The 24,474-nt window shown below is 68.5% G+C and carries 26 protein-coding genes; 18 read left to right on the top strand and 8 right to left on the bottom strand.

Features of this window, described 5'->3' with window-relative positions:
* Nucleotides 1-7: 7 nt before the first annotated feature.
* Nucleotides 8-856 (bottom strand): carbohydrate ABC transporter permease, encoded by an 849-nt coding sequence (locus tag DIZ26_RS33300; RefSeq protein WP_112248518.1) that lies wholly within the window; start codon nucleotides 854-856, stop codon nucleotides 8-10.
* On the bottom strand, nucleotides 853-1,770 hold the full coding sequence (locus DIZ26_RS33295) for a carbohydrate ABC transporter permease (protein ID WP_232828776.1): 918 nt from the start codon (nucleotides 1,768-1,770) through the stop codon (nucleotides 853-855). Before DIZ26_RS33295 ends, DIZ26_RS33300 begins: the two co-directional genes overlap by 4 nt.
* 109 nt (nucleotides 1,771-1,879) lie before the next feature.
* Here DIZ26_RS33295 and purD point away from each other — a divergent pair, with 109 nt between their 5' ends.
* Complete coding sequence (gene purD / locus DIZ26_RS33290; RefSeq protein ID WP_112248517.1) at nucleotides 1,880-3,163, top strand: phosphoribosylamine--glycine ligase; 1,284 nt, start codon at nucleotides 1,880-1,882, stop codon at nucleotides 3,161-3,163.
* Here the strand turns inward: purD and DIZ26_RS33285 are convergent.
* A complete protein-coding gene (locus DIZ26_RS33285; protein WP_112248516.1) occupies nucleotides 3,156-3,821 on the bottom strand; it encodes a TetR/AcrR family transcriptional regulator in 666 nt (221 codons plus the stop codon). The genes purD and DIZ26_RS33285 overlap by 8 nt on opposite strands.
* 79 nt (nucleotides 3,822-3,900) lie before the next feature.
* Here DIZ26_RS33285 and DIZ26_RS33280 point away from each other — a divergent pair, with 79 nt between their 5' ends.
* The 11 genes from DIZ26_RS33280 (at nucleotide 3,901) to DIZ26_RS33230 (ending at nucleotide 13,412) form a co-directional block, all read left to right on the top strand.
* Entirely contained in the window at nucleotides 3,901-4,878 is a 978-nt protein-coding gene (locus DIZ26_RS33280; protein ID WP_112248515.1) for an NAD(P)-dependent alcohol dehydrogenase, read from the top strand.
* Nucleotides 4,875-5,348 carry a DUF4386 domain-containing protein gene (locus tag DIZ26_RS33275; protein ID WP_198676400.1) on the top strand — a complete coding sequence of 158 codons (474 nt, stop codon included), beginning with the start codon at nucleotides 4,875-4,877 and terminating at the stop codon, nucleotides 5,346-5,348. The genes DIZ26_RS33280 and DIZ26_RS33275 overlap by 4 nt, the downstream gene beginning before the upstream one ends.
* A gap of 72 nt (nucleotides 5,349-5,420) precedes the next feature.
* The gene (locus tag DIZ26_RS33270; protein ID WP_112248514.1) at nucleotides 5,421-5,933 is read left to right on the top strand and encodes a SigE family RNA polymerase sigma factor; all 513 of its coding nucleotides are present in this window, start codon (nucleotides 5,421-5,423) and stop codon (nucleotides 5,931-5,933) included.
* An 11-nt stretch (nucleotides 5,934-5,944) separates the two neighbouring features.
* Entirely contained in the window at nucleotides 5,945-6,832 is an 888-nt protein-coding gene (locus tag DIZ26_RS33265) for a hypothetical protein (RefSeq protein WP_157979887.1), read from the top strand.
* A gap of 50 nt (nucleotides 6,833-6,882) precedes the next feature.
* A complete protein-coding gene (gene purB, locus DIZ26_RS33260; RefSeq protein WP_112248512.1) occupies nucleotides 6,883-8,319 on the top strand; it encodes an adenylosuccinate lyase in 1,437 nt (478 codons plus the stop codon).
* 6 nt (nucleotides 8,320-8,325) lie between these two features.
* Nucleotides 8,326-8,682 carry a hypothetical protein gene (locus DIZ26_RS33255; RefSeq protein ID WP_112248511.1) on the top strand — a complete coding sequence of 119 codons (357 nt, stop codon included), beginning with the start codon at nucleotides 8,326-8,328 and terminating at the stop codon, nucleotides 8,680-8,682.
* A gap of 1 nt (nucleotide 8,683) precedes the next feature.
* Nucleotides 8,684-9,079: a hypothetical protein gene (locus DIZ26_RS33250; protein WP_112248510.1), complete on the top strand. Its 396-nt coding sequence runs from the start codon at nucleotides 8,684-8,686 to the stop codon at nucleotides 9,077-9,079.
* Nucleotides 9,080-9,142: 63 nt separating this feature from the next.
* Nucleotides 9,143-10,363 carry a glycosyltransferase gene (locus tag DIZ26_RS33245; protein ID WP_112248509.1) on the top strand — a complete coding sequence of 407 codons (1,221 nt, stop codon included), beginning with the start codon at nucleotides 9,143-9,145 and terminating at the stop codon, nucleotides 10,361-10,363.
* Nucleotides 10,363-12,381, top strand: a complete 2,019-nt coding sequence (locus tag DIZ26_RS33240) for a glycosyltransferase family 39 protein (RefSeq protein WP_112248508.1) — start codon at nucleotides 10,363-10,365, stop codon at nucleotides 12,379-12,381. Before DIZ26_RS33245 ends, DIZ26_RS33240 begins: the two co-directional genes overlap by 1 nt.
* A 179-nt stretch (nucleotides 12,382-12,560) precedes the next feature.
* Nucleotides 12,561-12,920 carry a hypothetical protein gene (locus tag DIZ26_RS33235; RefSeq protein WP_112248507.1) on the top strand — a complete coding sequence of 120 codons (360 nt, stop codon included), beginning with the start codon at nucleotides 12,561-12,563 and terminating at the stop codon, nucleotides 12,918-12,920.
* 72 nt (nucleotides 12,921-12,992) lie between these two features.
* On the top strand, nucleotides 12,993-13,412 hold the full coding sequence (locus DIZ26_RS33230) for a hypothetical protein (protein ID WP_112248506.1): 420 nt from the start codon (nucleotides 12,993-12,995) through the stop codon (nucleotides 13,410-13,412).
* Here the strand turns inward: DIZ26_RS33230 and DIZ26_RS33225 are convergent.
* Complete coding sequence (locus tag DIZ26_RS33225; RefSeq protein ID WP_112248505.1) at nucleotides 13,396-13,980, bottom strand: TetR/AcrR family transcriptional regulator; 585 nt, start codon at nucleotides 13,978-13,980, stop codon at nucleotides 13,396-13,398. The genes DIZ26_RS33230 and DIZ26_RS33225 overlap by 17 nt on opposite strands.
* Nucleotides 13,981-14,026: 46 nt before the next feature.
* Here DIZ26_RS33225 and DIZ26_RS33220 point away from each other — a divergent pair, with 46 nt between their 5' ends.
* Entirely contained in the window at nucleotides 14,027-15,127 is a 1,101-nt protein-coding gene (locus tag DIZ26_RS33220) for an FAD-dependent monooxygenase (protein ID WP_112248504.1), read from the top strand.
* Nucleotides 15,124-15,999 carry a phosphoribosylaminoimidazolesuccinocarboxamide synthase gene (locus tag DIZ26_RS33215; RefSeq protein ID WP_112248503.1) on the top strand — a complete coding sequence of 292 codons (876 nt, stop codon included), beginning with the start codon at nucleotides 15,124-15,126 and terminating at the stop codon, nucleotides 15,997-15,999. The genes DIZ26_RS33220 and DIZ26_RS33215 overlap by 4 nt, the downstream gene beginning before the upstream one ends.
* Here DIZ26_RS33215 and DIZ26_RS33210 read toward each other — a convergent pair.
* From DIZ26_RS33210 to DIZ26_RS33195, 4 genes are all read right to left on the bottom strand, one after another.
* Entirely contained in the window at nucleotides 15,996-16,484 is a 489-nt protein-coding gene (locus DIZ26_RS33210; RefSeq protein ID WP_112248502.1) for a hypothetical protein, read from the bottom strand. The two genes, DIZ26_RS33215 and DIZ26_RS33210, sit on opposite strands and share 4 nt — an antisense overlap.
* 75 nt (nucleotides 16,485-16,559) lie before the next feature.
* Nucleotides 16,560-17,897 carry an FtsX-like permease family protein gene (locus DIZ26_RS33205; protein WP_112248501.1) on the bottom strand — a complete coding sequence of 446 codons (1,338 nt, stop codon included), beginning with the start codon at nucleotides 17,895-17,897 and terminating at the stop codon, nucleotides 16,560-16,562.
* Complete coding sequence (locus tag DIZ26_RS33200) at nucleotides 17,894-18,574, bottom strand: ABC transporter ATP-binding protein (protein ID WP_112248500.1); 681 nt, start codon at nucleotides 18,572-18,574, stop codon at nucleotides 17,894-17,896. Before DIZ26_RS33200 ends, DIZ26_RS33205 begins: the two co-directional genes overlap by 4 nt.
* Complete coding sequence (locus tag DIZ26_RS33195) at nucleotides 18,571-19,098, bottom strand: PadR family transcriptional regulator (RefSeq protein WP_112248499.1); 528 nt, start codon at nucleotides 19,096-19,098, stop codon at nucleotides 18,571-18,573. The genes DIZ26_RS33200 and DIZ26_RS33195 overlap by 4 nt, the downstream gene beginning before the upstream one ends.
* A 115-nt stretch (nucleotides 19,099-19,213) precedes the next feature.
* Between DIZ26_RS33195 and purS the strand changes: the two genes are divergently transcribed.
* From purS to purL, 4 genes are read left to right on the top strand one after another with little or no spacing between them, the layout of a single operon-like run.
* Entirely contained in the window at nucleotides 19,214-19,465 is a 252-nt protein-coding gene (gene purS, locus DIZ26_RS33190; protein ID WP_112248498.1) for a phosphoribosylformylglycinamidine synthase subunit PurS, read from the top strand.
* The gene (gene purQ / locus DIZ26_RS33185) at nucleotides 19,462-20,133 is read left to right on the top strand and encodes a phosphoribosylformylglycinamidine synthase subunit PurQ (RefSeq protein WP_112248497.1); all 672 of its coding nucleotides are present in this window, start codon (nucleotides 19,462-19,464) and stop codon (nucleotides 20,131-20,133) included. Before purS ends, purQ begins: the two co-directional genes overlap by 4 nt.
* Entirely contained in the window at nucleotides 20,133-22,232 is a 2,100-nt protein-coding gene (locus tag DIZ26_RS33180; protein ID WP_232828774.1) for a hypothetical protein, read from the top strand. The genes purQ and DIZ26_RS33180 overlap by 1 nt, the downstream gene beginning before the upstream one ends.
* Nucleotides 22,210-24,471, top strand: a complete 2,262-nt coding sequence (purL, locus tag DIZ26_RS33175) for a phosphoribosylformylglycinamidine synthase subunit PurL (protein ID WP_112248496.1) — start codon at nucleotides 22,210-22,212, stop codon at nucleotides 24,469-24,471. Before DIZ26_RS33180 ends, purL begins: the two co-directional genes overlap by 23 nt.
* Nucleotides 24,472-24,474: the final 3 nt, after the last annotated feature.

Here is a 24,474-nt window from a genome sequence, read left to right as displayed (position 1 = left end):
TTCTGCATTACCGGATCGCGCCCGCGGTCAGGCCGCGGACGATGAAACGCTGACCGAAGATGACGATGGCCAGGGTCGGGAGAATGGACAAGGTGACGCCGGCCAGGATCAGGCCCGGGTCGGCCGCCTCGACGTCGTTGAGCTGGCTGATGCCGATCTGCAGCGTCCGCCGGCTGGCGTTGTCGCCGATCAGCAGCGGCCAGAAGAACTGGTTCCACGCTGCCAGGAAGACGTACAGGCCGACAGCCATCAGGGCCGGTTTGTTCAGCGGCAGCAGGATCTGCCGGATGAACCGCCAGTGCCCGCAGCCGTCGATGGTGGCCGCGTCGCGCAACTCGGTCGGGAACTGCAGGAACGACTGCCGCAGCAGGAACACCCCGAAGGCGTTGGCCAGGAACGGGAGGACGAGCGCGACCATCGTTCCGGCGTACGACGCGGTGAGTCGTTCCCCGCCGACCGACCAGCCGGTGATGGTCAGGTAGTTCGGCAGCACGATCGATTCCCACGGCACCATCAGCGTGCCGAGGAACAAGCCGAACAACACGGTCCGGCCCCACATCTTCATGAAGACGAACGCGTACGCCGCCAGCACGCTGGTGATCAGCTGGCTGAGCGTGATCACCGAGGTCTGCAGTACCGAGTTCAGGTACTGCCGGCCGATCGCGGTGGTGGAGGTGGCGCCCTTGTAGTTGCCGGTGAAGAGGCCGTGCGGGAACAGGTCGGGTGGGTACGACGAGATCTGCCCCGGCGACATGATCGAGCCCGCGATCACGTAGTACACGGGGAAGATCACGGCGATCGCGGCGACGATCAGTACGGCGTACGTGATCACCCGGCCGACGGTCAGATTCCTCACTTGTAGTGCACCCGCCTCTCGAGGACGCCGAACTGGATCGCCGTACAGGCCAGCAGGATCACCAGCAGCACGATCGCCTGGGCGGAAGCGGCGCCGAAATCGCTCGCGTTGTTCGCGAAGGCGGTGTGGTAGATCGAGTAGACGAGCGTCTTCGTGGACTGTTCCGGGCCGCCCTCGGGGGTGAGGATCTTGATCTGGCCGAAGCCCTGCAGCGACTGGATCGTCGAGATCACGATCAGGAAGAACAGTTGCGGGCCGAGCATCGGCACGGTGATGAACCGGGCCGCGCGCCAGCCACCGGCGCCGTCCAGCGTGGCCGCCTCGTTGATCTCGGCCGGGATCGCGCCGATGCCTGCGGACAGCACCAGCACGTTGTAGCCGATGCTCATCCAGACCGTGGTGATCGCGACACTGATCAGCGCCCAGGACGGGTCGGTCAGCCAGCCGACCCGGTCGACGCCGAACCGGCCGAGCATCCCGTTGGCCAGGCCGATCGCCGGGTTGTAGATGGTCGCGAAGATGACCGACGCGCTGGCGACCGAGAACGCGAACGGCAGCGCGAAGGCGGTCCGGAACACCCGGATGCCCTTGATGTGCTGCTCGAGCAGCAACACGATCGCGAGGCCACCGAGTACGCCGGGGATCACGGTCAGCAACACGAATGCCAGCGTCACCCACAGGATGTGCCGGAACTCCGCCGAGCCGAGCATGTCGCGGTAGTGCTGCAGCCCGACGAACGCGTCCGGACGACCGAACAGGTCGGAGCCGTGCAGCGACAGCGACACGGACTTCCCCAGCGGCCAGATGATGAACAGTGCGAAGACGATCAGGCAGGGGACCAGCATCAGCCAGGACGCCAGTGAAGCAGGGGTTGGCCGGCGGCTGGCGCGCGCCGGCACTGAGCTAGTAGTCAATCGAGTACCTCCAGTAAGGCGCAGTCTTACACCGCCCGGGGCCGGACGAACCGAGTACGCGCCCAGCGAAGTCTCTGCACCGGGGGCGAGTGCACTAGGCTCGTGGCCCGTGAAGGTTCTTGTCATCGGCTCAGGCGGCCGTGAACACGCACTGGTCTGGGCGTTGAGCCAGGATCCCGAGGTCGAGCAGGTCGTCGCGGCCCCGGGTAACCCTGGCATCGCCGCGTTGCAACCGGCGTACGACGGGCAAACGGTCGTTTGCCGTCCGGTGGACATCTCGGACCATGACGCGGTGGTCGCCCTCGCGACCGAGCTCGGCACCGACCTGGCCGTCGTCGGACCCGAGGCGCCGCTGGTCGCCGGCTTGGCCGATCCGCTCCGCGCGGCCGGGATCGCGGTCTTCGGCCCGTCCAAGGACGCCGCCCAGCTGGAGGGATCGAAGGCGTTCGCCAAGGACGTGATGGCCGCGGCGAGCGTGCCGACCGGCCGGGCCTACGTCTGTACGACGCCGGAGCAGGCCGCCGAAGCGATCGATGCTTTCGGTCCGCCTTATGTGGTCAAGGACGATGCGCTTGCCGCTGGCAAGGGAGTGGTCGTTACCTCCGATCGCCAGGAGGCCCTCGCCCATGCGGGCGAATGCGGCCAGGTACTGATCGAGGAGTTCCTGGACGGCCCCGAGGTTTCCCTGTTCGCGATCACCGACGGTACGACGGTGCTGCCGATGCAGCCGGCGCAGGACTTCAAACGGCTGGGAGACAACGACGAAGGCCCCAACACCGGTGGTATGGGCGCCTACACTCCGTTGCCCTGGGCACCGGAAAAGCTGGTCGAGGAGATCACCGAGAAGGTGCTCCAGCCGACCGTCGACGAGATGCGCCGCCGCGGTACGCCGTTCAGCGGCCTCCTGTACGCCGGCCTCGCGCTCACCTCGCGCGGGATCCGCGTGATCGAGTTCAACTGCCGCTTCGGCGACCCGGAGACGCAGGCGCTGCTCCCACTGCTCAAGACTCCGCTCGGCGGTCTGCTGTACGCCGCGGCGACGGGCAAGCTGGCCGACGTCGAGCCGCTCGCCTGGAAGTCGGGCGCGTCGGTCGCGGTGGTGGTGGCGGCCAAGAAGTACCCGGCCAAGCCACGCAGCGGTGACGTGATCAGCGGGATCGAGCAGGCCGAGGCCGGTGGGGTCCGCGTCTTCCACGCCGGTACGGCGATCGAGGACGGCGAGGTCGTCACGGCCGGCGGCCGGGTGCTGGCGGTCAGCGCGACGGGGAAGGACCTCGACGAGGCGCGCCAGCGCGCGTACGCCGGAGTCGGCCAGATCCGGATCAAGGGCTCCCAGCACCGCACCGACATCGCCCTCAAGGCGGCCCGCGGCGACATCCACCTGGTCAGCTAGGCAGGGACCTCGCCAGTCCGTCGAGGATCAGCGTGAGGCCGAACTCGAACTCGTCGCCGAAGTCGTAGCCGGGCTGCAGGACGTGCTCGGTCGTCAGTTCGACCAGGTGCGGGTACTGGCCGGTGGTGAACAGTTGCATCATCGGCGCGGCGACCTCCGCGACGGTGTCCGGCCCTTCGAACGGCAGCGCCGCCTCCTGGAGCGCGAAGCCGTACACGTAACTGTCGATCAACGCGTAGGCGTGCGCGGTCATCGCGACCGAGAAGCCGGCCGCGCGCAGCGTGCCGATGTTCGCATCGTGGTGCTTGAGAGTCGCGGGACCGGGACTGGTCCTCGACTCCATCAAGCCGATCGCCCACGGGTGCCGGCGGAGTACCTTGCGGGCCGAGTGCGCCCGGCGCCGGATCTCGATCGTCCAGTCGCCGCCTGGTGACGGCAGGTCGATCTCGGCGAAGACGAGGTCGACGATGTTGTCCAGGATCTCTGCCTTGCCGGCGACGTGGTGGTACACCGACATCGGCTTGACGCCCAGCTCCTCGGCCAGCGACCGGATCGTCAGCGCCCCGATCCCGCCCGCGTCGGCGATGGCGATCGCGCTTCGCAGTACGCGGTCACGGCTGAGCGGGGTGCGGTCGGGGGCCTTCGCTGGTCTGGGCATCGGTCGAACCGTAGCACTTTCGTACTAAGTACGGTACGTTCACCTTACTTAGTAAGGCTGAGACCCGAGGGGGAGAACGATGGAAGCAGTGGTGCAGGACCGGTACGGACCGGCCGACGTCCTACGGATCGAGGAGATCGCCCGTCCACAGGTCGCGCCGGGGCAGGTGCTGCTGCGGGTCCGGGCCGCCGGCCTCGACAAGAGCGTCTGGCACCTGATGGTCGGCAGGCCGTACCTGCTCCGGCTGGTCTTCGGGCTGCGCGGACCCAAGCTCCGGGTGCGGGGCAGTGAGGTCGCGGGGACGGTCGTCGAGGTCGGTTCCGGGGTGACCAGGTTCTCGGTCGGTGACGAGGTGTTCGGGGTCGGCATCGGCACCTTCGCCGAGTACGCCGTGGCGCGCGAGGACAAGCTCGCGCTCAAGCCGACCGGACTCAGCTTCGAGCAGGCGTCGGTGGTCGCGATCTCCGCCTTGACCGCTTTACAGGCGCTTCGCGACGCGGGCAAGATCCAAGCGGGTCAGAAGGTGCTGATCAACGGCGCTTCCGGCGGCGTCGGCACGTACGCCGTACAGCTGGCCAAGGCGTTCGGCGCTGACGTCACGGGAGTCTGCAGTGCAGCGAAGGCCGACCTCGTCCGCAAGCTCGGAGCAGACGAGATCATCGACTACACGTCGGAAGACTTCGCCGACGGCGTGCATCGCTACGACCTGATCATCGACCTCGCCGGCAACCCTTCACCGACGCGCCTCCGCCGAGCGCTGACACCACGCGGTACGGCGGTCATCGCCGGCGGCGAGGAAGGCGGTGACCTCACCGGCGGCATGGACCGCCAACTCCGCGCGATGCTCCTGTCCCTCTTCGTCCGCCAACGCCTGACCCCCTTCCTCTGCAAGGAAAACGCCGCCGACCTCGAAGTCCTGAAGACCTTCTTCGAAGCGGGAGTCCTCGTCCCGGCCATAGACAGCACTTGCTCGCTGTCCGAAGTACCGGATGCACTCCGCCGCCTGGAAGCAGGCACGATCCGCGGCAAGCTCGCGGTCGTCCCGGCCGGCTCATGACCGCCGTACTGCCTGCGCCGCGGACCCGGCCGACGATGCCCGCTCCCGGACTGGTCGCGGGCGTTGGCCTACTGTTGCTGGCCGTTCTCGCGGCCCTGGCCAACTTCGGGGTTGTCGAACGCCTGGTCACCGAGGACGACGCAGCCAGGACAGCACTGGACATCTCGGCGTCGGAAGGCTTGTTCCGGTGGGGAATCGCCGCGCTGATGCTGGTGGTCCCGCTGGATGTGGTCGTCCTCTTCGGGGCGCACCTGCTGCTGATCGGCTACCTGGCTTACCGATCTGGGCGGGTCCCACGGTGGATCGGCATTCTGGTTGTGATCGCCGGCCTCGGCTACCTCGTCGACAGCTTCGGCGCTTTCCTCCGCGTCGGCTACTCCCTCCAGATCAGCGGAGTCACCTTCGTTGGCGAGGCCCTCCTGATGTTCTGGCTCCTCGCCAAAGGCCGGAGATCCTTGCTTCCTCGGTGACTCTCGCCGGCTGAGCAACCTCCCGCGCAAGGGTTTTCGTATTGAGGGGGACAGCGGACAGTGGGAGGCGCGATGGGTGACCGGGACCGGGAGTATGTGGAGTTCGTCGAGGCGGCGAGTTCGTCGTTGCGGCGGACGGCGTACCTGGTCTGTGGGGACTGGCATCGGGCGGACGACGTGGTCCAGGACGCGCTCTACAAGCTGTACCTGGCCTGGTCGAAGGTGGATCGCAGCGGGAACCCGCTGGCGTATGCCCGCCGCGTCGTCGTGAACACGGCCCTGGACAGCGGTCGGCGCCCCTGGCGCCGGGAGGTTCCGACCGACACGGCGCCGGACCTCACGTCGTACGGCGGGGATCCAGCCGGCACGCAGGCGGACCAGGACGAGCTCCGTACTGCGCTCGCCGTCCTCTCACCGCGACAACGGGCTTGCGTGGTGCTCCGGTACTACGAGGACCTGTCGGTCGACCAGACCGCCGAAATCCTCGGCTGCACCACCGGCACCGTCAAAAGCCAGTCCTCCCGCGCCCTCCAAACCCTCCGACAGGCGATGACCCGGGCGCGGCAGATCGGCCACGCATCATGAAGGAGTACGAGATGAAAGACCTCCAGGAACTCGGCGCCGAACTCCACCGCCTGGCGGACAATGACCCGCTGGACCCGATCGACTCGGCAGCCCTGCTCGAACGCGGCCGGCGCGGGCGAAAGCGTCGCAGGGTCGCCTCGATCGGCGGGGTGGTCGCCGGGGTTGCGGTGATCGCGGCGGCCGCGGCCTACCTGCCCGATCTCGGCACGACCTCGGGCCGTCCGGGCGTAGCCGGCACCAGCCCTTCGCCCACCTTCGAACGGACCAAGATCGTGAAGGTGCAGAAGAATTACCAGCGCAATGTCGACGCGTCGGGTCGCACGGTGGACAACCCGAAGTTCGACGAGGCCGCGCTCTTGGAGGCTTGCGCGGCCAAGCTGAACGACCCGTCCCGCCGTGGCCCCGCGAAGGCAAGCCGACCGGCGGCCGTGGATCTCACCGGCTGGCGAGTGATGGCGCGCTCCGTTCAGCCGAAAATCGGTACGGCGCTCGTGGCGGTCTCTCCGTCGAACAAGCAGGTGGCGTACTGCGACCTGTACGTATCGACGGTGCCCTCGGGCCTGGGGGCGAGTTCCTACACCCGAGTCGGGACCGTGACCGCCGCGCCCAAGAAGATGGATCCGAACCTGATGGGCCAAGGGTCGGCCTGCGCGGCAGGCACACCGTGCAAGGGCATGCTGTTTCTCGACGGCAGCCGTTTGCCGGTGCGCGCCGTGCGGCTCGAGATCGACGCCAAGAACGGCCACAAGATCTCTGTGCCCGTCAACGACGGCTACTTCGCCCTGATCTGGGCTGCCGGACCCAATGCCTTGTTCCCCGCCGCCTACCGGGCGTACGACGCCGCCGGGAAGGCCCTGCCCCAGGACCCGCCCGCCCTGGATCCGACCAGGATTCCGTGACCGGAGACCCGTCGTGGCGGGGCTTGCAGGGCGCGGGGGAGAATAGACGGGTGCCTGCCTCCAGTAAGCCCCGGATTCCTAATGTTCTTGCGGCTCGTTATGCCAGTTTGTCGATGGCTGAGTTGTGGTCGCCGGAGCACAAGATCGTGCTCGAGCGGCGGTTGTGGCTGGCGGTGCTGAGCGCTCAGAAGGACTTCGGGGTGGCGGTGCCGGACGGGGTGATCGAGGACTACGAGCGGGTGCTGGACCAGGTCGACCTGGAGTCGATCGCGGCCCGGGAGCGGGTCACACGGCACGACGTGAAGGCGCGGATCGAGGAATTCAACGCGCTCGCCGGTCACGAGCACGTGCACAAGGGCCTGACCAGCCGGGATCTGACCGAGAACGTCGAGCAGTTGCAGATCCGCGCCGGGCTGGAGCTCGTGCGCGACCGGGCTGTGGCGACGGCCGTACAGCTGGGGCAGAAGGCCGCCGAGCACGCGGCGCTGGTGATGACCGGGCGGTCCCACAACGTGGCGGCGCAGGCGACGACGCTGGGTAAGCGGTTCGCGTCGGCGGCCGACGAGTTGCTGGTCGCGATCGCGCGCCTGGAGGAGCTGATCGAGCGCTATCCGTTGCGCGGGATCAAGGGCCCGGTCGGTACGTCGCAGGACATGCTCGACCTGTTCGGCGGCCAGGAGAAGCAGCTCGCCGGGCTCGAGGGCGAGGTCGCTCAGCACCTCGGTTTCCGGCGCGTGCTGACGAGTGTCGGCCAGGTCTACCCGCGATCCCTGGACTACGAGGTCGTCACCGCTCTCGTCCAGCTGGCGGCGGGGCCGTCCAGCCTGGCGACGACGATCCGGCTGATGGCCGGCCACGAGCTCGTCACCGAAGGCTTCAAGGAGGGCCAGGTCGGCTCGTCGGCGATGCCGCACAAGATGAACACCCGGTCCTGCGAGCGGGTCAACGGTCTCGCGGTGATCCTGCGCGGGTACGCGTCGATGGCCGGCGAGCTGGCCGGCAACCAGTGGAACGAGGGCGACGTCTTCTGCTCTGTCGTACGCCGGGTCGCGTTGCCGGACGCGTTCTTCGCCCTCGACGGCTTGTTCGAAACCTTCCTGACCGTGCTGGACGAGTTCGGCGTCTACCCGGCCGTGGTCGCCCGTGAGCTGGAGCGCTACCTGCCGTTCCTCACCACCACGAAGGTACTGATGGCGGCGGTGAAGAACGGCGTCGGCCGGGAGACCGCGCACGAGGTGATCAAGGAGCACGCCGTCGCGATGGCACTGGACTTGCGCAAGGGCTCGTCGGAGAACGACCTGTTCCGCCGGCTCGGCGAGGACGGCCGGCTCGGGCTGACCGAGGACCAGATCGTCGGCATCGTCGGCGAACCGCTGTCGTTCACCGGTGCGGCCGTTGCCCAGGTCAACGCCGTGGTCGCCAAGGTCGACGCGCTCGCCAAGCGGTACCCCGAGGCTGCGGTCTACAAGCCTGGTGACATCCTCTAGCTCGACATGTACGAACCGCTCACCTGGGCGCTGGTCGCCCTCTCGCTCGCCGCGACGGTTTTCGCGGTGCTGCTGGCCGCCCTGGACCGCCGGGTCAACTGGCCGATCCTCGGTGTCCTCGGCGTGATCGAGGTCGCGCTGATCGCCCAGGTGGTGGTCGGAATCGTCCAGCTGGCAGGGACAAGCAGGGACGTGTCCGGGCCGTTCTTCGTCGGCTACCTGATCGGCTCGCTGATCATCCTGCCGATCGGCGCGCTGTGGGCGCTGGCGGAGAGCAGCCGCTGGGGCGCGGGCGCGCTGGCCATCGCGTGCCTGGTGATTCCCATCCTCGAACTTCGCCTGCACGACATCTGGGTCGCGTGAGATGACAGACGCATCGGAGACCAGGCACGGCCCTGGCCGGATCCTGATCGCGGTCTACGCGATCTTCGCGCTGGCGGCGACCGCGCGCGCCGGCGTACAGATCGCAACCCAGTACTCCGAGGCTCCGCTCGCCTACACGTTGTCGGCTGTTGCCGCGGTCATCTATTGCGCCGCCACCTTCGCGCTGGCGAAGGCGACCGTCGTGTCGCGCAAGGTGGCGACCGTGGCGATCATCGTCGAACTCGTCGGTGTCGTGGGCATCGGCGCCTTCAGCTATGCCGCTCCCGAGGACTTCCCGGATCAGACGGTCTGGTCCCACTTCGGCCAGGGCTACGGCTTCGTGCCGCTCGTGCTCCCGGTTCTCGGCCTGCTGTGGCTGCGCCGCACTAAAAGCTGACTCCCAGCGAACTGCCAGCTCTGCACAGGCAGTGACTCAGGTTCACCGGACAGCATCGGTGACATGCAGATTTCAGGTCATCCTCGGGTCGAGATCGTCGTACCCGTCAAAAACGAGGAGTACGACCTCGGCCCGAATATTCGCCGGCTACGGGAGTATCTGGATACCGCGTTCCCGTTCGCGGCCGAGGTCTGCATCGCCGACAACGGCAGTACGGACGCCACTTACGAGATCGGCTGCCTGCTGGCCACCGAGCTGCCCGGGGTCCGGGTGGTCCGGATCGAGCAGCCGGGCCGCGGTCGCGCGCTGAAGCAGGTCTGGTCGGCGAGCGAGGCGGACGTGCTCGCGTACATGGACGTAGATTTGTCGACAAATCTGAACGCCTTGCTGCCCCTGGTCGCGCCGCTGGTCGCCGGTCACAGTGACGTCGCGATCGGCAGCCGGCTGGCCCGCGGTTCGCGGGTGGTCCGGCGGCCCAAGCGAGAGGTGATCTCGCGCGGCTACAACCTGTTGCTGAGGGCAACCTTGGCGACCGGCTTCTCCGATGCGCAGTGCGGATTCAAGGCGATCCGCCGCGACGTGGCCGTCGAGCTGCTGCCGCTGGTGGAGGACACGAGCTGGTTCTTCGACACCGAACTGCTCGTGCTGGCCGAACGAGCCGGGCTGCGGATCCACGAGGTCCCGGTGGACTGGGTCGACGACCTCGACTCCAGGGTCAAGATCGCCAAGACCGTCGCCGAGGACCTGCGTGGCATCGCCCGGCTGAGCCGGAGCACTGTCGATCTCGAGCCGGTACGCCGTACGTTCGGCCGTCCCGCGATCGCCGATCCGAAGACCGCGCTCGCAGTACGCGTACTGCGGTTCTGCGCGATCGGCGTACTGAGCACTCTCGCCTACGCGCTGCTGTACCTGGTGATGCGGCACGCGATGCCCGCCCAGGTGGCGAATCTCCTTGCCCTGCTGGTGACCGCGATCGGCAACACCGCACTCAACCGCCGCGTCACGTTCGGAGTACGGGGTGGCCAGAACCGCGTGCGGCATCAGCTGCGCGGCCTGGTCACGTTCGCCATCGGCTGGAGCCTGACTGCTTCATCCCTGTGGTTGTTGCACACGGCAACCGCAGTACCGGCGCGGGGGCTGGAGATCGTCGTCCTGACGGCCGCGAACCTGGCCGCGACGCTGGTCCGCTACAGCCTGTTCGCCGGCTGGGTCTTCGACGACGACGCACCCACGCTGCCCACTTTCGAGACGCCCGCACTGATCGACAACACCCGGAGCAACTGATGAGCACCCTGACTGAACCGAGAACCGTCGCCGGGCCGTCACGCGCCCGGCCACTGACCACCACACTCGCCGTCACCAAGGACAAGGCCTTGCTCGGCGGACTGTTGTTGCTAACAGCAATCGCCTATCTGTGGGGTCTGTCCAGGAACGGCTACGCCAACGAGTACTACGCGGCCGCTGTGCAGGCCGGATCGACCAGCTGGAAGGCCTGGTTCTTCGGGTCGTTCGACTCGTCGAGCTTCATCACCGTCGACAAGACACCGGCCTCGTTGTGGGTGATGGGACTGTCCGGCCGGATCTTCGGGTTCGGCGTCTGGAGCATGCTGATCCCGCAGGCCTTGATGGGCGTCGCCAGCGTCGGCGTCCTCTATGTCTCCGTACGCCGCTGGTTCTCGGCCAACGCCGCCTTGCTCGCCGGAGCGGTTCTCGCGTTGACGCCGGTCGCGGTCCTGATGTTCCGCTTCAACAACCCGGACGCGCTGCTGATTCTGCTGCTGGTCGCCGGCGCCTGGGCGGCGACGCGCGCGATCGACTCGGTCGAGTACGCCGGACGCTGGATGGCGCTGGCCGGGATGTTCGTCGGGTTCGGGTTCCTCACCAAGATGCTGCAGGCGTTCCTGGTCCTGCCGGCCTTCGGGCTGGCTTACCTGATCGCGGGCAAACCCGCGCTCGGCAAGCGTTTCGTGCACAGTGCGGTCGCGCTCGGCGCGATGATCGTCAGCGCAGGCTGGTGGGTCGCGATCGTCGAGTTGCTGCCCGCTTCGGCGCGGCCGTATGTCGGTGGTTCCTCGACCAACAGCATTCTCGAACTGACGCTGGGCTACAACGGGCTCGGGCGGTTGACGGGCGACGAGACCGGTTCGGTCGGCGGTGGCGTCGGCAATCCTGGCTGGGGCGGCGCGACCGGACTGCGGCGCTTGTTCGGCGGCGAGTTCGGCAGCCAGATCTCCTGGTTGTTGCCGACGGCACTCTTGTCTCTGGTCGTACTGGTGGTCGCTGCGGGACGGGCTGGGCGCACGGACAAGACACGTGCATTTGCTGTGTTGTGGGGCGGCTGGCTGGTCGTCACCGGGCTGGTCTTCAGCTACATGCAGGGCATCATCCATCCGTACTACATGATCGCGCTCGCTCCTGCGATCGCTGCCCTGATCGGTGCGGCCGCGATGGTTCTCTGGCGGCGCCGAAACGAATGGCTGGCTCGGGCAACTCTTGCCGGAGGCACCTTGCTGACAGCTGGCTGGAGCTTCTCGTTGCTGAACGCAACACCTTCCTGGCAGCCGTGGTTGCGCTGGACTGTTCTCATGGCAGGAGTGGCCGGCGCCGGTCTCGTGATGCTCCTGCCTGAGCTGCAGTTGCGTCGTACTGCGGTCCGGCGGGCCGGGCTGTTCGCCGGAGCCCTGCTGGCTCTGACGGCACTGGCCGGACCTGCGGCGTACTCGGCGCAAACCATCAGCACGGCGCATGCCGGAGCCATTCCGACGGCCGGCCCGGCCGGGGCAGCCGGTCCCGGTGGCATGCGTGGCCGGATGACACCGCCCGCCGGTGCCACGACAGGACAAGGTGGCCCGGGTACGACGAACGGCCAGGGTGGCACGGGTACGAACGGGCAAGGTGTGCCGGCCATGCCGCAAGGTGGCGGCGGGATCGGCGGGTTCCTTGGCGGGAGTGGGACCAGTGGGGTGTCGAGTGAGCTCGTCTCGCTGCTGCAGCAGGGGGCCAAGGGCTACACCTGGGCGGCGGCCGCGGCGACCGCCATGAGTGCCGCGCCACTGCAGCTCGCGTCCGACGTGCCGGTGATGGCGATCGGCGGGTTCAACGGCACGGACCCGGCGCCTTCGCTGGCGCAGTTCGAGGAATTGGTTGCTCAGGGCAAGATCCACTACTTCGTCGGCAGTGCCGGCGGCGGTTTCGGCGGCAACCGGGGCGGCACGTCGAGCGACATCGCCACCTGGGTCGCCGCGAACTTCCAGGCGCAGACCATCGGCAACACCACCGTCTACGACCTCACCGGCAAATGACCAGGCCAACCCAACCGGAGTACGAAATGACACAGAACCCTCAATACACCCCTGACCTGCCGCAGTGGATCGCCGGAAGTCAGACGCCACCCGCTGATGCTCAGCCTCCGGCAGCAGAGCCGCCCGCTGATGCTCAGCCTCGGGCAGCAGAGCCGACCGCGCAGCGGCAAGTAGCGCCTGTGAACACGGGCAAGGGAAGGTGGAAGTCGTCGGACGGCAAGCCGACTGGGCTCGCTCTGGCGAGTGCCGGCTCGCTGCTCGCGGTACTGGCATTCCTTGGCGGCACTGCCGTCGGGCATGCGTGGGGTGGCGCGAGCGGTGCGGATCAGACGCAGTTCGGTGGACCGGGTGGCGGCCGCTTCCGGCAGTTCCCCGGGCAGACGCAAGGTGGCACCGGGCAAGGAACCCTGCCCGGGCAGCAGGTGCCCGGCCAGCAACAGATGCCCGGCCAGAATCAGTCCGGCGGCCAGAACCAGTTCGGTGGTCAAAACCAGTCCGGTGGTCAAAACCAGTCCGGTGGTCAGACCCGGACGAGCTGAACGACGCTGTCCAGTGGATGGAACGAGACACAAAGGGTTCCATCCACTGGAGAGTGGGGTAAGGATCGGGGCGTGGAATGGTCGAACGTCACTTGGTTCCTAACCGCCCTGGGGGCCGTCGTCGTCCTGCTGACGCGTATCCGGCTCGGCGGCGACTCCGGCGATGGCCATCGGGTCAGCGGTGTGGCCGGCTTCTCCTCCGCGCTGGTGCGGATCCACACCACGGTCGGCGTGCTGACGCTGATCGCGTGGATCGTTGCCCTGGTCACCGGTACCCACTTGATCGCACTCGGCGCGCTGGCCGGATGGTGGCTGCTGGCAATCGTCGGATTGTTGCTGCTGGCCCGTTGGCTGCCCAGCGGCAGCAAGCACGCGAAGGGCGCGACGGGCGACGCCTGGGGTTCCGGTGCCGGGCTGTCCGTTCTCGGTCACGTCGGCATGGTGGTCGGCGTCGCCTACTTCACCTTCGTCACCGTCACCGAGCGTCTGTAGCCAACCCGGTCAGCAAGGCCGACAGCGTACGCCGTACCGCGTGCTCGTAGGCCGCGGTCGACATCGTGCTCCCGGCGCCGGCCAGGCGGTCGTAGAGCAACCCGTCCATCATCGCCGCCACCGGCCACGCGACCTCCGCCGCATCCGGAATTCCGAGTGCCGTCAGCATGTGTGCGAGCCCGTCCCGCAACTGGCGGCCGCCCTGGACGATCGCCTCCTGGAGGTCCGGTTGCCGCCGTGCTTCCAGCGAGAGTTCGTACCGCGCGGCGAGATCGTCGGCCCGTGCCTTTGCGATGCCGATGACCATCTCGGCCAGCAACTCCTGCAGTGGGGTGTCCCCCGGCGGCGGGGAGGTGGCGGTCAGGTCGCGGGCGAGCATGCGGTTCACGCAGGCGGTCAGCAGCGCGTTGCGAGTGCGCAGGTAGTACGAGGTGGAGCCGGGCGGCAGGCCTGTTTCGGCGTCCACTGCCCGGTGGGTGAGTCCGCGGAGGCCGCGCGTCGCGACCAGGTGGATGGCCGCATCGGCGATCGCAGCTTGCCGGTCCTCACCCAAGGGAGTCTTCGTCACGGCGGAAGTCTACCCACGGTGACTCTACAGGTGTAGAGTCTCGATCATGAGGACAGCGATCGTGGTGGGAGCGGGGATCGGTGGGGTCACGGCGGCCGTCGCGCTGGAGCAGTGCGGCTGGCAGGTCACGGTGCTCGAGCGGGCGGCCGCGTTGGGCGAGGTCGGCGCGGGGATCTCCGTCTGGCCGGGCGCTGTCGCGGTGCTGGAGGAGCTCGGGGTGACCGGAGTGCAGAAGGTCGCGGTGCTCGGCGACCCGGCGGGGATGCGCCGCCCGAACGGGAAGTGGGTGGTCGAAGCGACCGACCTGGGGTTGGAGCTGCCGGTGATGATCCACCGCGCGCGCCTCCACGAGTTGATCACCGACCGGCTCGGCCCGGCGGTCACGATCCGCACCGGAACCACCGTCACGGCGGTGAACCAGGACGAGACCGGGGCGACCGTGACTACGCAGTACGGAAAGCTCGAGGCCGAGCTGGTGGTGGGGGCGGACGGGATCCGGAGCATCCTGCGAGACAGCCGGCCGCGGTACGCCGGGTATACGGCGTACCGGGGGATCGCTGCGGTCGATACGGCCGACGGCGGCGGGGAGACGTGGGGGCGGGGACGGCGGTTCGGGTTCGCGAAGCTGATCGACGGGCGGATCTACTGGTACGCGACGCTGAACCGGCCCGCCGGACAGCCCGCTGGACCGGGCGGTCCACGGGGCGATGTCATCGAGGCGTTCGGCGACTGGCACGACCCGATTCCGGCCCTCCTCGCGGGCACCCAGGAGGTCCTGCAGAACGACCTGTACGACCTGCCGACGCCACTGGCCCCCTTCGTCGACGGCCGCGTCGTCCTGCTCGGTGACGCGGCCCACGCGATGACCCCGAACCTCGGCCGCGGCGCCTGCTCGGCTATCGAGGACGCCGGCGCCCTCGCCCGGCACCTGCGCGAAGCCCCGGATCTGGACGCCGCAGTGAGCCGGTACGACGCCGAGCGGCGACCCGTCACGACCAAGCTGGTCAAGCGCTCGCGGGCGGTCGGCCGCCTCGGTCAGGTGGACAACGGGGTGCTCTGCACGGCACGGGACGGGCTGCTCGGGCTGGCCGGTCTGGCGGCCTCCTTGCGGGGGAAGCGAGCCCGGGTGGAACAATCGCGCACGTGACCACACTCCCGCAGGCCGTCGAGATTCCCGGTGCGAAGCATCTCCATTCCGGCAAGGTCCGGGACCTGTACGAGCTGGAGTCCGGCGACCTGCTGATGGTCGCGAGCGACCGGATGAGCGCGTTCGACTGGATCTTGTCCACGCCGATCCCGGACAAGGGCAAGGTGCTCACCGCGATGAGCCTGTGGTGGTTCGAGCAGCTCGGCGTGCCGAACCACATCATCTCGACCGACGTACCGGCCGAGGTCGCCGGCCGTGCGGTGGTCTGCGAGAAGCTCGAGATGTTCCCGGTCGAGTGTGTCGCCCGCGGCTACCTGAGCGGTTCGGGCCTGCTCGACTACAACGCGACCGGCGAGGTCTGTGGCATCCCGCTGGGCGCCGGCCTGGTCGAGGGCTCGCGACTCGACGAACCGATCTTCACCCCGGCCACCAAGGCCGACCTCGGCGAGCACGACGAGAACGTCTCGTACGACGCCGTGGTGGCCACCGTCGGCGCGGAGACGGCCGACACCTTGCGGAAGCTGACCCTCGATCTCTACCGCGAGGCGCACGACCGCGCCGAGCAGTGCGGGATCATCCTGGCCGACACCAAGTTCGAGTTCGGCGCCCGCGCGGACGGCACGATCGTGCTCGCCGACGAGGTGCTGACGCCGGACTCCAGCCGGTTCTGGCCGGCGGACCAGTGGCAGCCGGGCCGCCAGCAGCCGTCGTACGACAAGCAGATCGTGCGCGACTGGCTGCAGTTCGAGTCGGGCTGGGACCGGCACTCGGGGGAGGCCCCGCCGCCGCTGTCCGACGAGGTGATCGAGCGCACCCGTTCGGCGTACATCGACGCCTACGAGCGGCTCACCGGCCGTACGTTCACCAGCTAGAACAGGCCGACGCCCAGCGCGAGGGTGACGAAGCGGGCCAGCCTGCCGACCAGGGTCGAGAGGCCGAAGGTGAGCACACCCATCCGGCTGGCCCCGCCGATCAGCGCCACGCCGTACAGGGGCGGGATGCCGACCGATGCGCTGAGCAACGTGACCGGGATGCCCCATCGGCGGTCGCTCATGGCGTCGAGCAGTCGTTTGCTGACGTCGCGGTTCCACTGGACGAACCGGCCGCGCCGGGTGTCGAGGTTGACCGGCTTCGGCTCCTTGGCCACCTTCTTGGCGTACCCGGGCCGGTAGCGGACCGCGAGGAACATCGCCACCTTGCCCAGCGTCTGGCCGACCGAGACACCGATCGCGGCGACCACCGGGTCCAGCGCGCCGGAGCCGCCGCCGACCACGACGTACGCCTCCGCGTTCATCACGGGGATGACGGCGGACCCGATCCCGAAGCCCACCGCCAGCGCCAGTTGCCAGACCCACATGCCTAGAGGTTATGCGGAGATAGCTTCCCGATCAGGGAGGCCAGCACTACCCCAGGGTGAACTCAGCACCACCGCTCAGGTCGACCGCAGGTTCTCCGGGGCCACCGCGTCATGCAGATGTCCGCGCAGCAGGAAGGCGGCAGCGTCCGCGATCAGCCAGGCCAGCGCACCGCCCACAAAGGTCACGCCAACGGTCACCAGCAGTCCGATGGTTTGATCGGGCGGGCGAATCTCGCGCGCCGAGAGATCCGCGAACAGCAGGCCGCCGATCAGGAGGCCGGAGGCAGCGGCCCAGGTGATGCTCGCCGCCAGCTGGTAGCGCACGGAGGTGCGCAGCTGCGCCTCTCCGACACCGAGGACGTTCAGAGCGGCCAACTGGCGACGCTGGTCCAACAGGTCGTCGGCCGTCCCGGCGAGCAGAGAGACGCCCGCGATCAGTGCCGTGAACACAGCGGCGCCCGCCGCGAACACCAGCCCGGGTACGTGGAAACCAACGTCGTACAAGTTCTTGGACCGGAGCAGGTCGACCGCCATGGCGGCCACGAAGCCGACTGCCGCGCCGCACAGAACCAGCAGAGCAAGGGTTCGTCCGTGCGGACGCGCTGTGCGCAGCAGACGTCCTCCGGCCAGCACCTTCAGTGGGTCGCTCGATCGCTCCAGCAGGTTGCCCTGCCAGGCGATCAGCAATGTGGGGCTCGCGAGGCAAACCAGGACCAGACCCAGTCCCAGTGGGACCAGGGCTGCGCTGTACTGCTCCCTGATGAGGTGACTCACCAGCACGAGTCCGATCCCGACGGCGCCGACAACGGCCGCCCGGGTGACGCGAGGGGCCTTTGCCGGCCTCTCTCGTGGTTCCGAGATCACACCGCGCCCGAGCAGAGCACCGACTGCAGCCGCAGCGGCAGTCAGTACGACGACCACGATCGGCCAGGTCGCCAGGTCCACCGAGTTGGCGGGTGGCAGCATCCGGGCCGTCCGGGGCAGGGCCTGGATCGCCAGCGTCAGCAGGAGATACAGCGGACCGGCGAGGAGACCGCCGATGAGACCGGCGAGCCCGGCGTCGACCGCGCCGAGACCACGGACCTGGTTCGGCGTCGCGCCGGCCAGGCGGAACGCGGCCAGCCGGCGATCGCGCGCCGCAGTACCGAGCTTCAACGCCTGGAACGCGAGCAAGCAGGAGGCCAGGGATAGCAGGACGGCAGCAAAGACGACGCCGCTGCGGATGCCGGACTCTTGGATGTAGTCGCTGTACTTGGCCGAGACGTAGTAGTCACCGAGGCCGAGGCGCTTGATGCGCCACGCCGCCAGCAGGAACGCGCCGGCGATGGCGATGGTGGCCGCCAGCAAGCGGAAGCGGGTGCGATCGGTGGCGGAGCGTGGGCGGGCCAGTGCGAAGAGGGTGGCGAGGTTCAAGAGAGTGCCACTTCGTGCTGTACGACGCCGTCGCGCAGGCGGACTTCGCGGTCGGCGTACGCGGCGATCATGTTGTCGTGGGTGACCAGCACCAAGGCGGCTCCACCGGTCCGGACCGAGGCGAGCAGCAGCTCCATCATCTGCTCGCCCGCGAGGCTGTCCAGGCTGCCGGTGGGCTCGTCGGCGAACACGATCGCCGGTCCGGTCACCAGCGCCCTCGCCACGGCCGCCCGCTGGTTCTGCCCGCCTGACAACTCGCCTGGCACCGCACTGGCGTCATCTCCGACGCCGACCCGGTCCAGCCACTCGGTCGCAGCTCGCCGGGCCCTCTGCCGGTCGTGACCCTCCAACAGCAAAGGCAGCGCGACGTTGTCGATCAGAGTGAGGTCAGGCACCAACTGCCCGAACTGCAGGACCACGCCCGCTTGCGTGCGTCGTAGCCGCGTGCGGTTCGCTTCGGAAAGGTCCGCCAGGTTCTGCCCGACCAGTTGGACAGTGCCCGCTTGTGGACGGAGGATGCCGGCGGCGCAGTGCAGCAGAGTCGACTTGCCGCAGCCGCTCGGTCCGGTGATCGCCACGACCTCACCAGGCTCGACCTTGAGCGAGACACCGCGCAAGGCCACGTCGCGGCGGTAGGCATACTCCACCCGGAGCAGCTCCAGGGCGAGGTCGGTCATCGACGGGTCTCCTTCAGCTCGGTGATTCGGTCCATCGCGCCGTCGAGCCAGCGCAGGTCGGCGTCCAGGTGGACGGCGACGAAATCTCGCACCAGCCGGGCCGGGGTGTCGTCGTCGGCGTCGGCCGACGCGGCCCGCAGTTCCCGGATCCGGCGCAGGTGGCTGGATCGCTGCCGGGCCAGGAACGCGGTCGCGTCCTCACCGGTGTGGATGGTCGCGACCACCTTGCGGACCATCTCGTCGACCGCGCCCAGGGCGGGCTGGATCGGCTCGGACAGCCAGTCGGCCAGATGCGCGCGGCCCTTGTCGGTCAGCCCGTAGACGGTGCGTTCGGGGCCACCCTCCGAGCCACGTTCGACCACCTCCACGAGTCCGTCGCGCTCGAGCCGGGACAGCGTCGTGTACACCTGGCCGAACGCGAGCGGCCGGCTGTCCGGGAACCAGGCGTCGTGCCCGCGCTTCACGTCGTACCCGTGGGCGGGACCCCGGTGCAGCAGTCCCAGAACGAGCTCAGCAGTTGCCATGACGGCGACTATACACACGATGTATGTACTCAGTGAATAGTCGCCGATGCGGGAGTCCGAGGCGGCGGTCGGTAGGATTCAGCCCGTCAGCGCCGCATCGAAACCAGGAGTGTCAGTGGCCCGCGTTGTCGTGGACGTCATGCTCAAGCCCGAGATTCTCGACCCGCAGGGCAAGGCGGTGCACGGTGCGTTCGGCCGGCTCGGCTTCGACGGCGTGGCCGATGTCCGTCAGGGCAAGCGGTTCGAGATCACCCTGGACGGTGAGGCGACCGAGGAGAAGGTCGCCGAGATCCGCAAGGCAGCGGACACGCTGCTGGCCAACCCGGTGATCGAGGACTACACCCTGCACGTCGAGGACGACCGGTGAAGATCGGAGTCGTCACCTTCCCGGGCTCGCTCGACGACGTCGACGCCCGCCGGGCGGCCGCGGTCGCCGGTGCCGAGGCGGTCGCGCTCTGGCACGGCGACGCCGACCTGCACGGGGTCGACGCGGTGGTCCTGCCCGGCGGCTTCTCGTACGGCGACTATCTGCGCGCCGGCGCGATCTCGCGGTTCGCCCCGGTGATGGAGACCATCATCAAGAAGGCGGGCGAGGGACTGCCGGTGCTCGGGATCTGCAACGGCTTCCAGGTGCTCTGCGAGTCGCACCTGCTGCCCGGCGCGCTGATCAAGAACCACCACCGCAAGTTCATCTGCAAGGACCAGCCGCTGCGGATCGAGAACAACCGCACCGCCTGGACCAGCGACTACGACGCGAACCACGAGATCACCATCGTGCTGAAGAACCAGGACGGCTCCTTCGTCGCCGACGAGGCCACCCTGGACCGGCTCGAGGGCGAGGGCCTGGTGGTCGCGCGCTACCTCGACGAGAACCCGAACGGGTCGTACCGCGACATCGCCGGGATCAGCAACGAGCGCGGCAACGTGGTCGGCCTGATGCCGCACCCGGAGCACTGCGTCGAGACCCTGACCGGTCCGAGCACGGACGGCCTCGGCTTCTTCACCTCGGTTCTCAAGGCCGTCGTCTCCTCCTGATGAACCATCGCTTGCGTCCGAAGAACCGCAGGGCCTGCCCCACGTTCCTTCGGACGCTAGCGCTCGGTCTCGCCCTCTTCGCGGCAGCTTCAGCCGGTACTGCGTACGCCGCGCCGCCGACGGCTGAGCGGGCGCTGCCGGCGAAGGTGATCGTGATCGGCGCCGCCGGGCTGACCTGGTACGACGTCAAGGCGTCCGCCGACCTGACCGCGCTCGTCGATCAGTCGAACGTCGGCTCGATCACCGTGAAGACGGCCGGCCCGCACACCTGTCCGGTCGACGGCTGGCTGACGATCAGCGCCGGCACCCGGGCCTGGGGGAGTGTTCCCGACGACGATTGCGGCGAACTGCCGACGGTTGCAGGCGGCAAGATCTCCGACTGGCAGACGTATGTGGACCGCCAGGCGGAGCACCACACCGGCGCTCCGCTGGGCCGGCTGGCCGAGAGTCGCCAGGGAGTCTGCGGTTTCGGGCCAGGCGCCGCGATCGCGGTCGCGCGGGCCGACGGGACGGTGGGCGATTGGCGGCCCGGCGTCGACCTGACCAAGCTGGGCAGCTGTGGCGACGCGATCATCGATGCCGGAGCGATGCCGCTGCGCGAGGGACGCGAGGAAGCGCGCAAGCGCGTCGCCGAGTTGGTGAAGCAGGCCGAGGCTGCCGCGCCGGACGCGTGGGTGCTGCTCGTCGGCATCGGCCAGGAGATCGCCATCGCGCACCAGGAGCCGCTGGTCGCCCTGCAGCTGCCACCGGCCGACGGGGCGCGCTGGCTGACCAGCGACTCCACTCGCAGGCCCGGTCTGATCCAGCTCACCGACGTGACCGCGACGATCCTCCGCGGCCAGGCGAAGGAACTGGACCCCGCCGGAGAGGAGCAGCCTGGTCCCCTCGACGGCAACGAGATCACGGCCGCCGGTGACAAGCACACCGACGCGGCCGCGGTGATCGAGGACCGGCTGGATACGAACGAGCGGTTCGAGCATCCACGGCCGGTGTTGATCGCGGTCGTGATGACGTTGCTGGTGGCGCAGTTGGCGGCACTCGGCTGGTTCCTGATCACCAGGAGCCGGCGGGCACGTAGTACGAGTGAGTTCACCATGCTGGCGCAGGGCGGGTTCTTCATCGCGGTGTTCTTGTCCACGGCAACTGTCTGGTGGCGGTGGCCGTCGCCCGGTTTCTCCTTGTACTGCGTGGTGTTGGGCATCAGCGCGTTGTTCGCCGGAGTCGCGAAGGTGTTCTTGAAGCAGTACGCCGGACTGGGGATCCTGTTGGCCGCGTACGTGATCTTGCTGGTCGACGGGGTGCTGGGGACTCCGCTGCAGTTCGGCAGTATGTTCGCGGACGGGCCTGTGATCGGCGGGCGCTTCTACGGCTTCGGGAACTCCACCTTCGCGACGCTGGCTGTCGCTGCGCTCGTGACTGCGGGCTGGGTGGCGCAGAAGCTGCTGGAGCGAAGCAGGGTGCAGGCTGCGCTCGCAGTACTGCTCATCGGCGGCCTGGCGATCATCGTGGACGGCAAGCCGGGCTGGGGAACCGACTTCGGCGGCATCATCGCGTTGACACCCGCAGTACTGCTGCTGGCCTGGCTCACGTGGCGCGGCAGCATCTCACTGAAGGCTCTGATCGGTATCGGCGTCGCAGGAGTGCTCGCGGTGTCAGCGGTCGCCTTCCTCGACTACCTGCGACCCGAGGACCAGCGCAGCCACTTCGGCACCTTCGTAGCGCGACTGCTCGACGGTGACGTGGGCGATGTGCTGATCCGCAAGCTGCAGATGTCGCTGGCGTTCTTCCACACTCCTGCGGGCTGGTTCATGCTCGCCGGCGTCGTGCTGGCGATGATCGCGACCGTCCGGCCGGACAAGGTCCCGTTCGAGACCTACCGCCGGTACTACGTCAGCCGGCCGATGATCCGGCCGACCCTGCTCGCCCTGTCGACCTGCGGCCTGGTCGGCATGTTGCTCAACGACGCCGGGGTTGCACTGCCCGCGATCATGGCCGGTTTCACCCTTCCCCTGCTCGTAGCTCACCTGATGGCAGCTACCGTTTCACCCGAGTCCCACCTAGTTCAGGAGTCATCAAGTGTCGACCGACACCGTCAGTAACGCGACCAGTACGCCGGACGTGGAGCAGCCGTGGGCGGAGCTCGGGCTGAAGCCGGACGAGTACCAGCGGATCCGCGACATCCTGGACCGGCGGCCGACCAGCTGCGAGCTGGCGATGTACTCGGTGATGTGGAGCGAGCACTGCTCGTACAAGTCGTCCAAGGTGCACCTCAAGAAGTTCGGCGACATCCCGCAGGAGACCCCGGCCGGCAAGATGCTGGCCGGGATCGGCGAGAACGCCGGCGTGATCGACATCGGTGAGGGCTACGCCGTCACGTTCAAGGTCGAGTCGCACAACCACCCGTCGTACGTCGAGCCGTACCAGGGCGCGGCGACCGGGGTCGGCGGCATCGTCCGCGACATCCTCGCGATGGGTGCCCGCCCGGTCGCGGTGATGGACCCGCTGCGGTTCGGGCCGCTGGACGCGCCGGACACCAAGCGCGTCCTGCCGGGGATCGTGTCCGGTGTCGGCGGCTACGGCAACAGCCTCGGCCTGCCGAACATCGGCGGCGAGGTCGTCTTCGACGCGACGTACCTGGGCAACCCGCTGGTCAACGCGCTCTGCGTCGGCGTGATGCGGCACGAGGACCTGCACCTGGCGAACGCGACCGGCATCGGCAACCAGATCATCCTGTACGGCGCGAAGACCGGCGGCGACGGCATCGGCGGTGTCTCGGTGCTGGCGAGTGAGACCTTCGCCGAAGGTGGGCCGACGAAGCGCCCCGCCGTCCAGGTCGGCGACCCGTTCATGGAGAAGCTGCTGATCGAGTGCACGCTCGAGCTGTTCGCGGCCCGGATCGTCGAGGGCATCCAGGACCTCGGTGGCGCAGGCCTGTCCTGTGCGACGTCGGAGCTGGCCAGCGCGGGTGACGGCGGCATGTTCGTCTCGCTCGACAAGGTGCCGCTGCGGGACGCCTCGCTTGCTCCGGAAGAGATTCTGATGAGCGAGTCGCAGGAGCGGATGATGGCGGTCGTCACGCCGGAGAACGTCGAGCAGTTCCTGAAGATCTGCGAGAAGTGGGACGTCCAGGCGGACGTGATCGGTGAGGTCACCGACACCGGCCGGCTGCAGATCGACTGGCACGGCGAGCGAGTGGTCGACGTACCGCCGCGGACCGTCGCGCACGAGGGTCCGGTCTACGAGCGCCCGTACGCGCGGCCGGACTGGATGGACGCCCTGCAGGCCGACGGCGCCGAGAAGTTGCCGCGGGCAACCACCGGTGCGGAGCTCCGGGACACCCTGCTGAAGCTGATCGCCTCGCCGAACCTGTGCGACAAGTCCTGGGTCACCGACCAGTACGACCGGTACGTGCTCGGCAACTCGGTGCTCTCGCAGCCCGAGGACAGCGGGATGATCCGGGTCGACGAGACCAGCGGCCTCGGTGTCGCGGTCTCCACCGACTGCAACGGCCGCTTCGCCAAGCTCGACCCGTACACGGGTGCCAAGCTCGCGTTGGCAGAGTCCTACCGCAATGTCGCCACCACGGGTGCCCGCCCAGCAGCGGTGACCGACTGCCTCAACTTCGGTTCGCCGGAGGACCCGGGCGTGATGTGGCAGTTCTCCGAGGCCATCCGCGGCCTGGTCGACGGCTGCATCGAGCTGGGCATCCCAGTCACCGGTGGCAACGTGTCGTTCTACAACCAGACCGGCGAGACCCCGATCCTGCCGACGCCGGTCGTCGGTGTGCTCGGAGTCATCGACGACGTGACCCGCCGTACGCCGATCGGCTTCACCGCCGACATGGAGGGCCACCAGCTCTACCTGCTCGGGGAGACCGAGGAAGAGCTGTCCGGGTCGGAGTGGGCGCATGTCATCCACGGCCACCTGGGCGGTCGCCCGCCGGCGGTGGACCTGGCCGCCGAGGCACAGCTCGCGGACATCCTGATCAACGCGTCCCGCGACGGCCTGATCGACGCGGCCCACGACGTCAGCGACGGCGGTGTCGCCCAGGTGCTGGTCGAGTCCGCCCTCCGCGGTGGCGTCGGCGCGCGGGTGTGGGCGCCGGACGGCCTCGACCCGTTCCTCTTCCTGTTCGCCGAGTCGGCCGGCCGCGCGGTCGTCGCCGTACCGCGCACCGAGGAGGTGCGGTTCACCGACATGTGCACCGCGCGCCGCTTCCCGCACACCAAGATCGGCGTCGTCACCGGCGAGTCCCTCGACGTCCAGGACCAGTTCGAGGTCTCGCTGTCCGAACTCCGTGAGACCTGGACTGCCACCCTCCCGGCCGCCCTCGGCTGATCG

The sequence above is a fragment of the Kribbella monticola genome (assembly GCF_003261635.1).
GTDB lineage: Bacteria > Actinomycetota > Actinomycetes > Propionibacteriales > Kribbellaceae > Kribbella > Kribbella monticola.
Note: the sequence above shows the minus strand (reverse complement) of the source record. Positions and strands in the feature narration are given on the sequence as shown.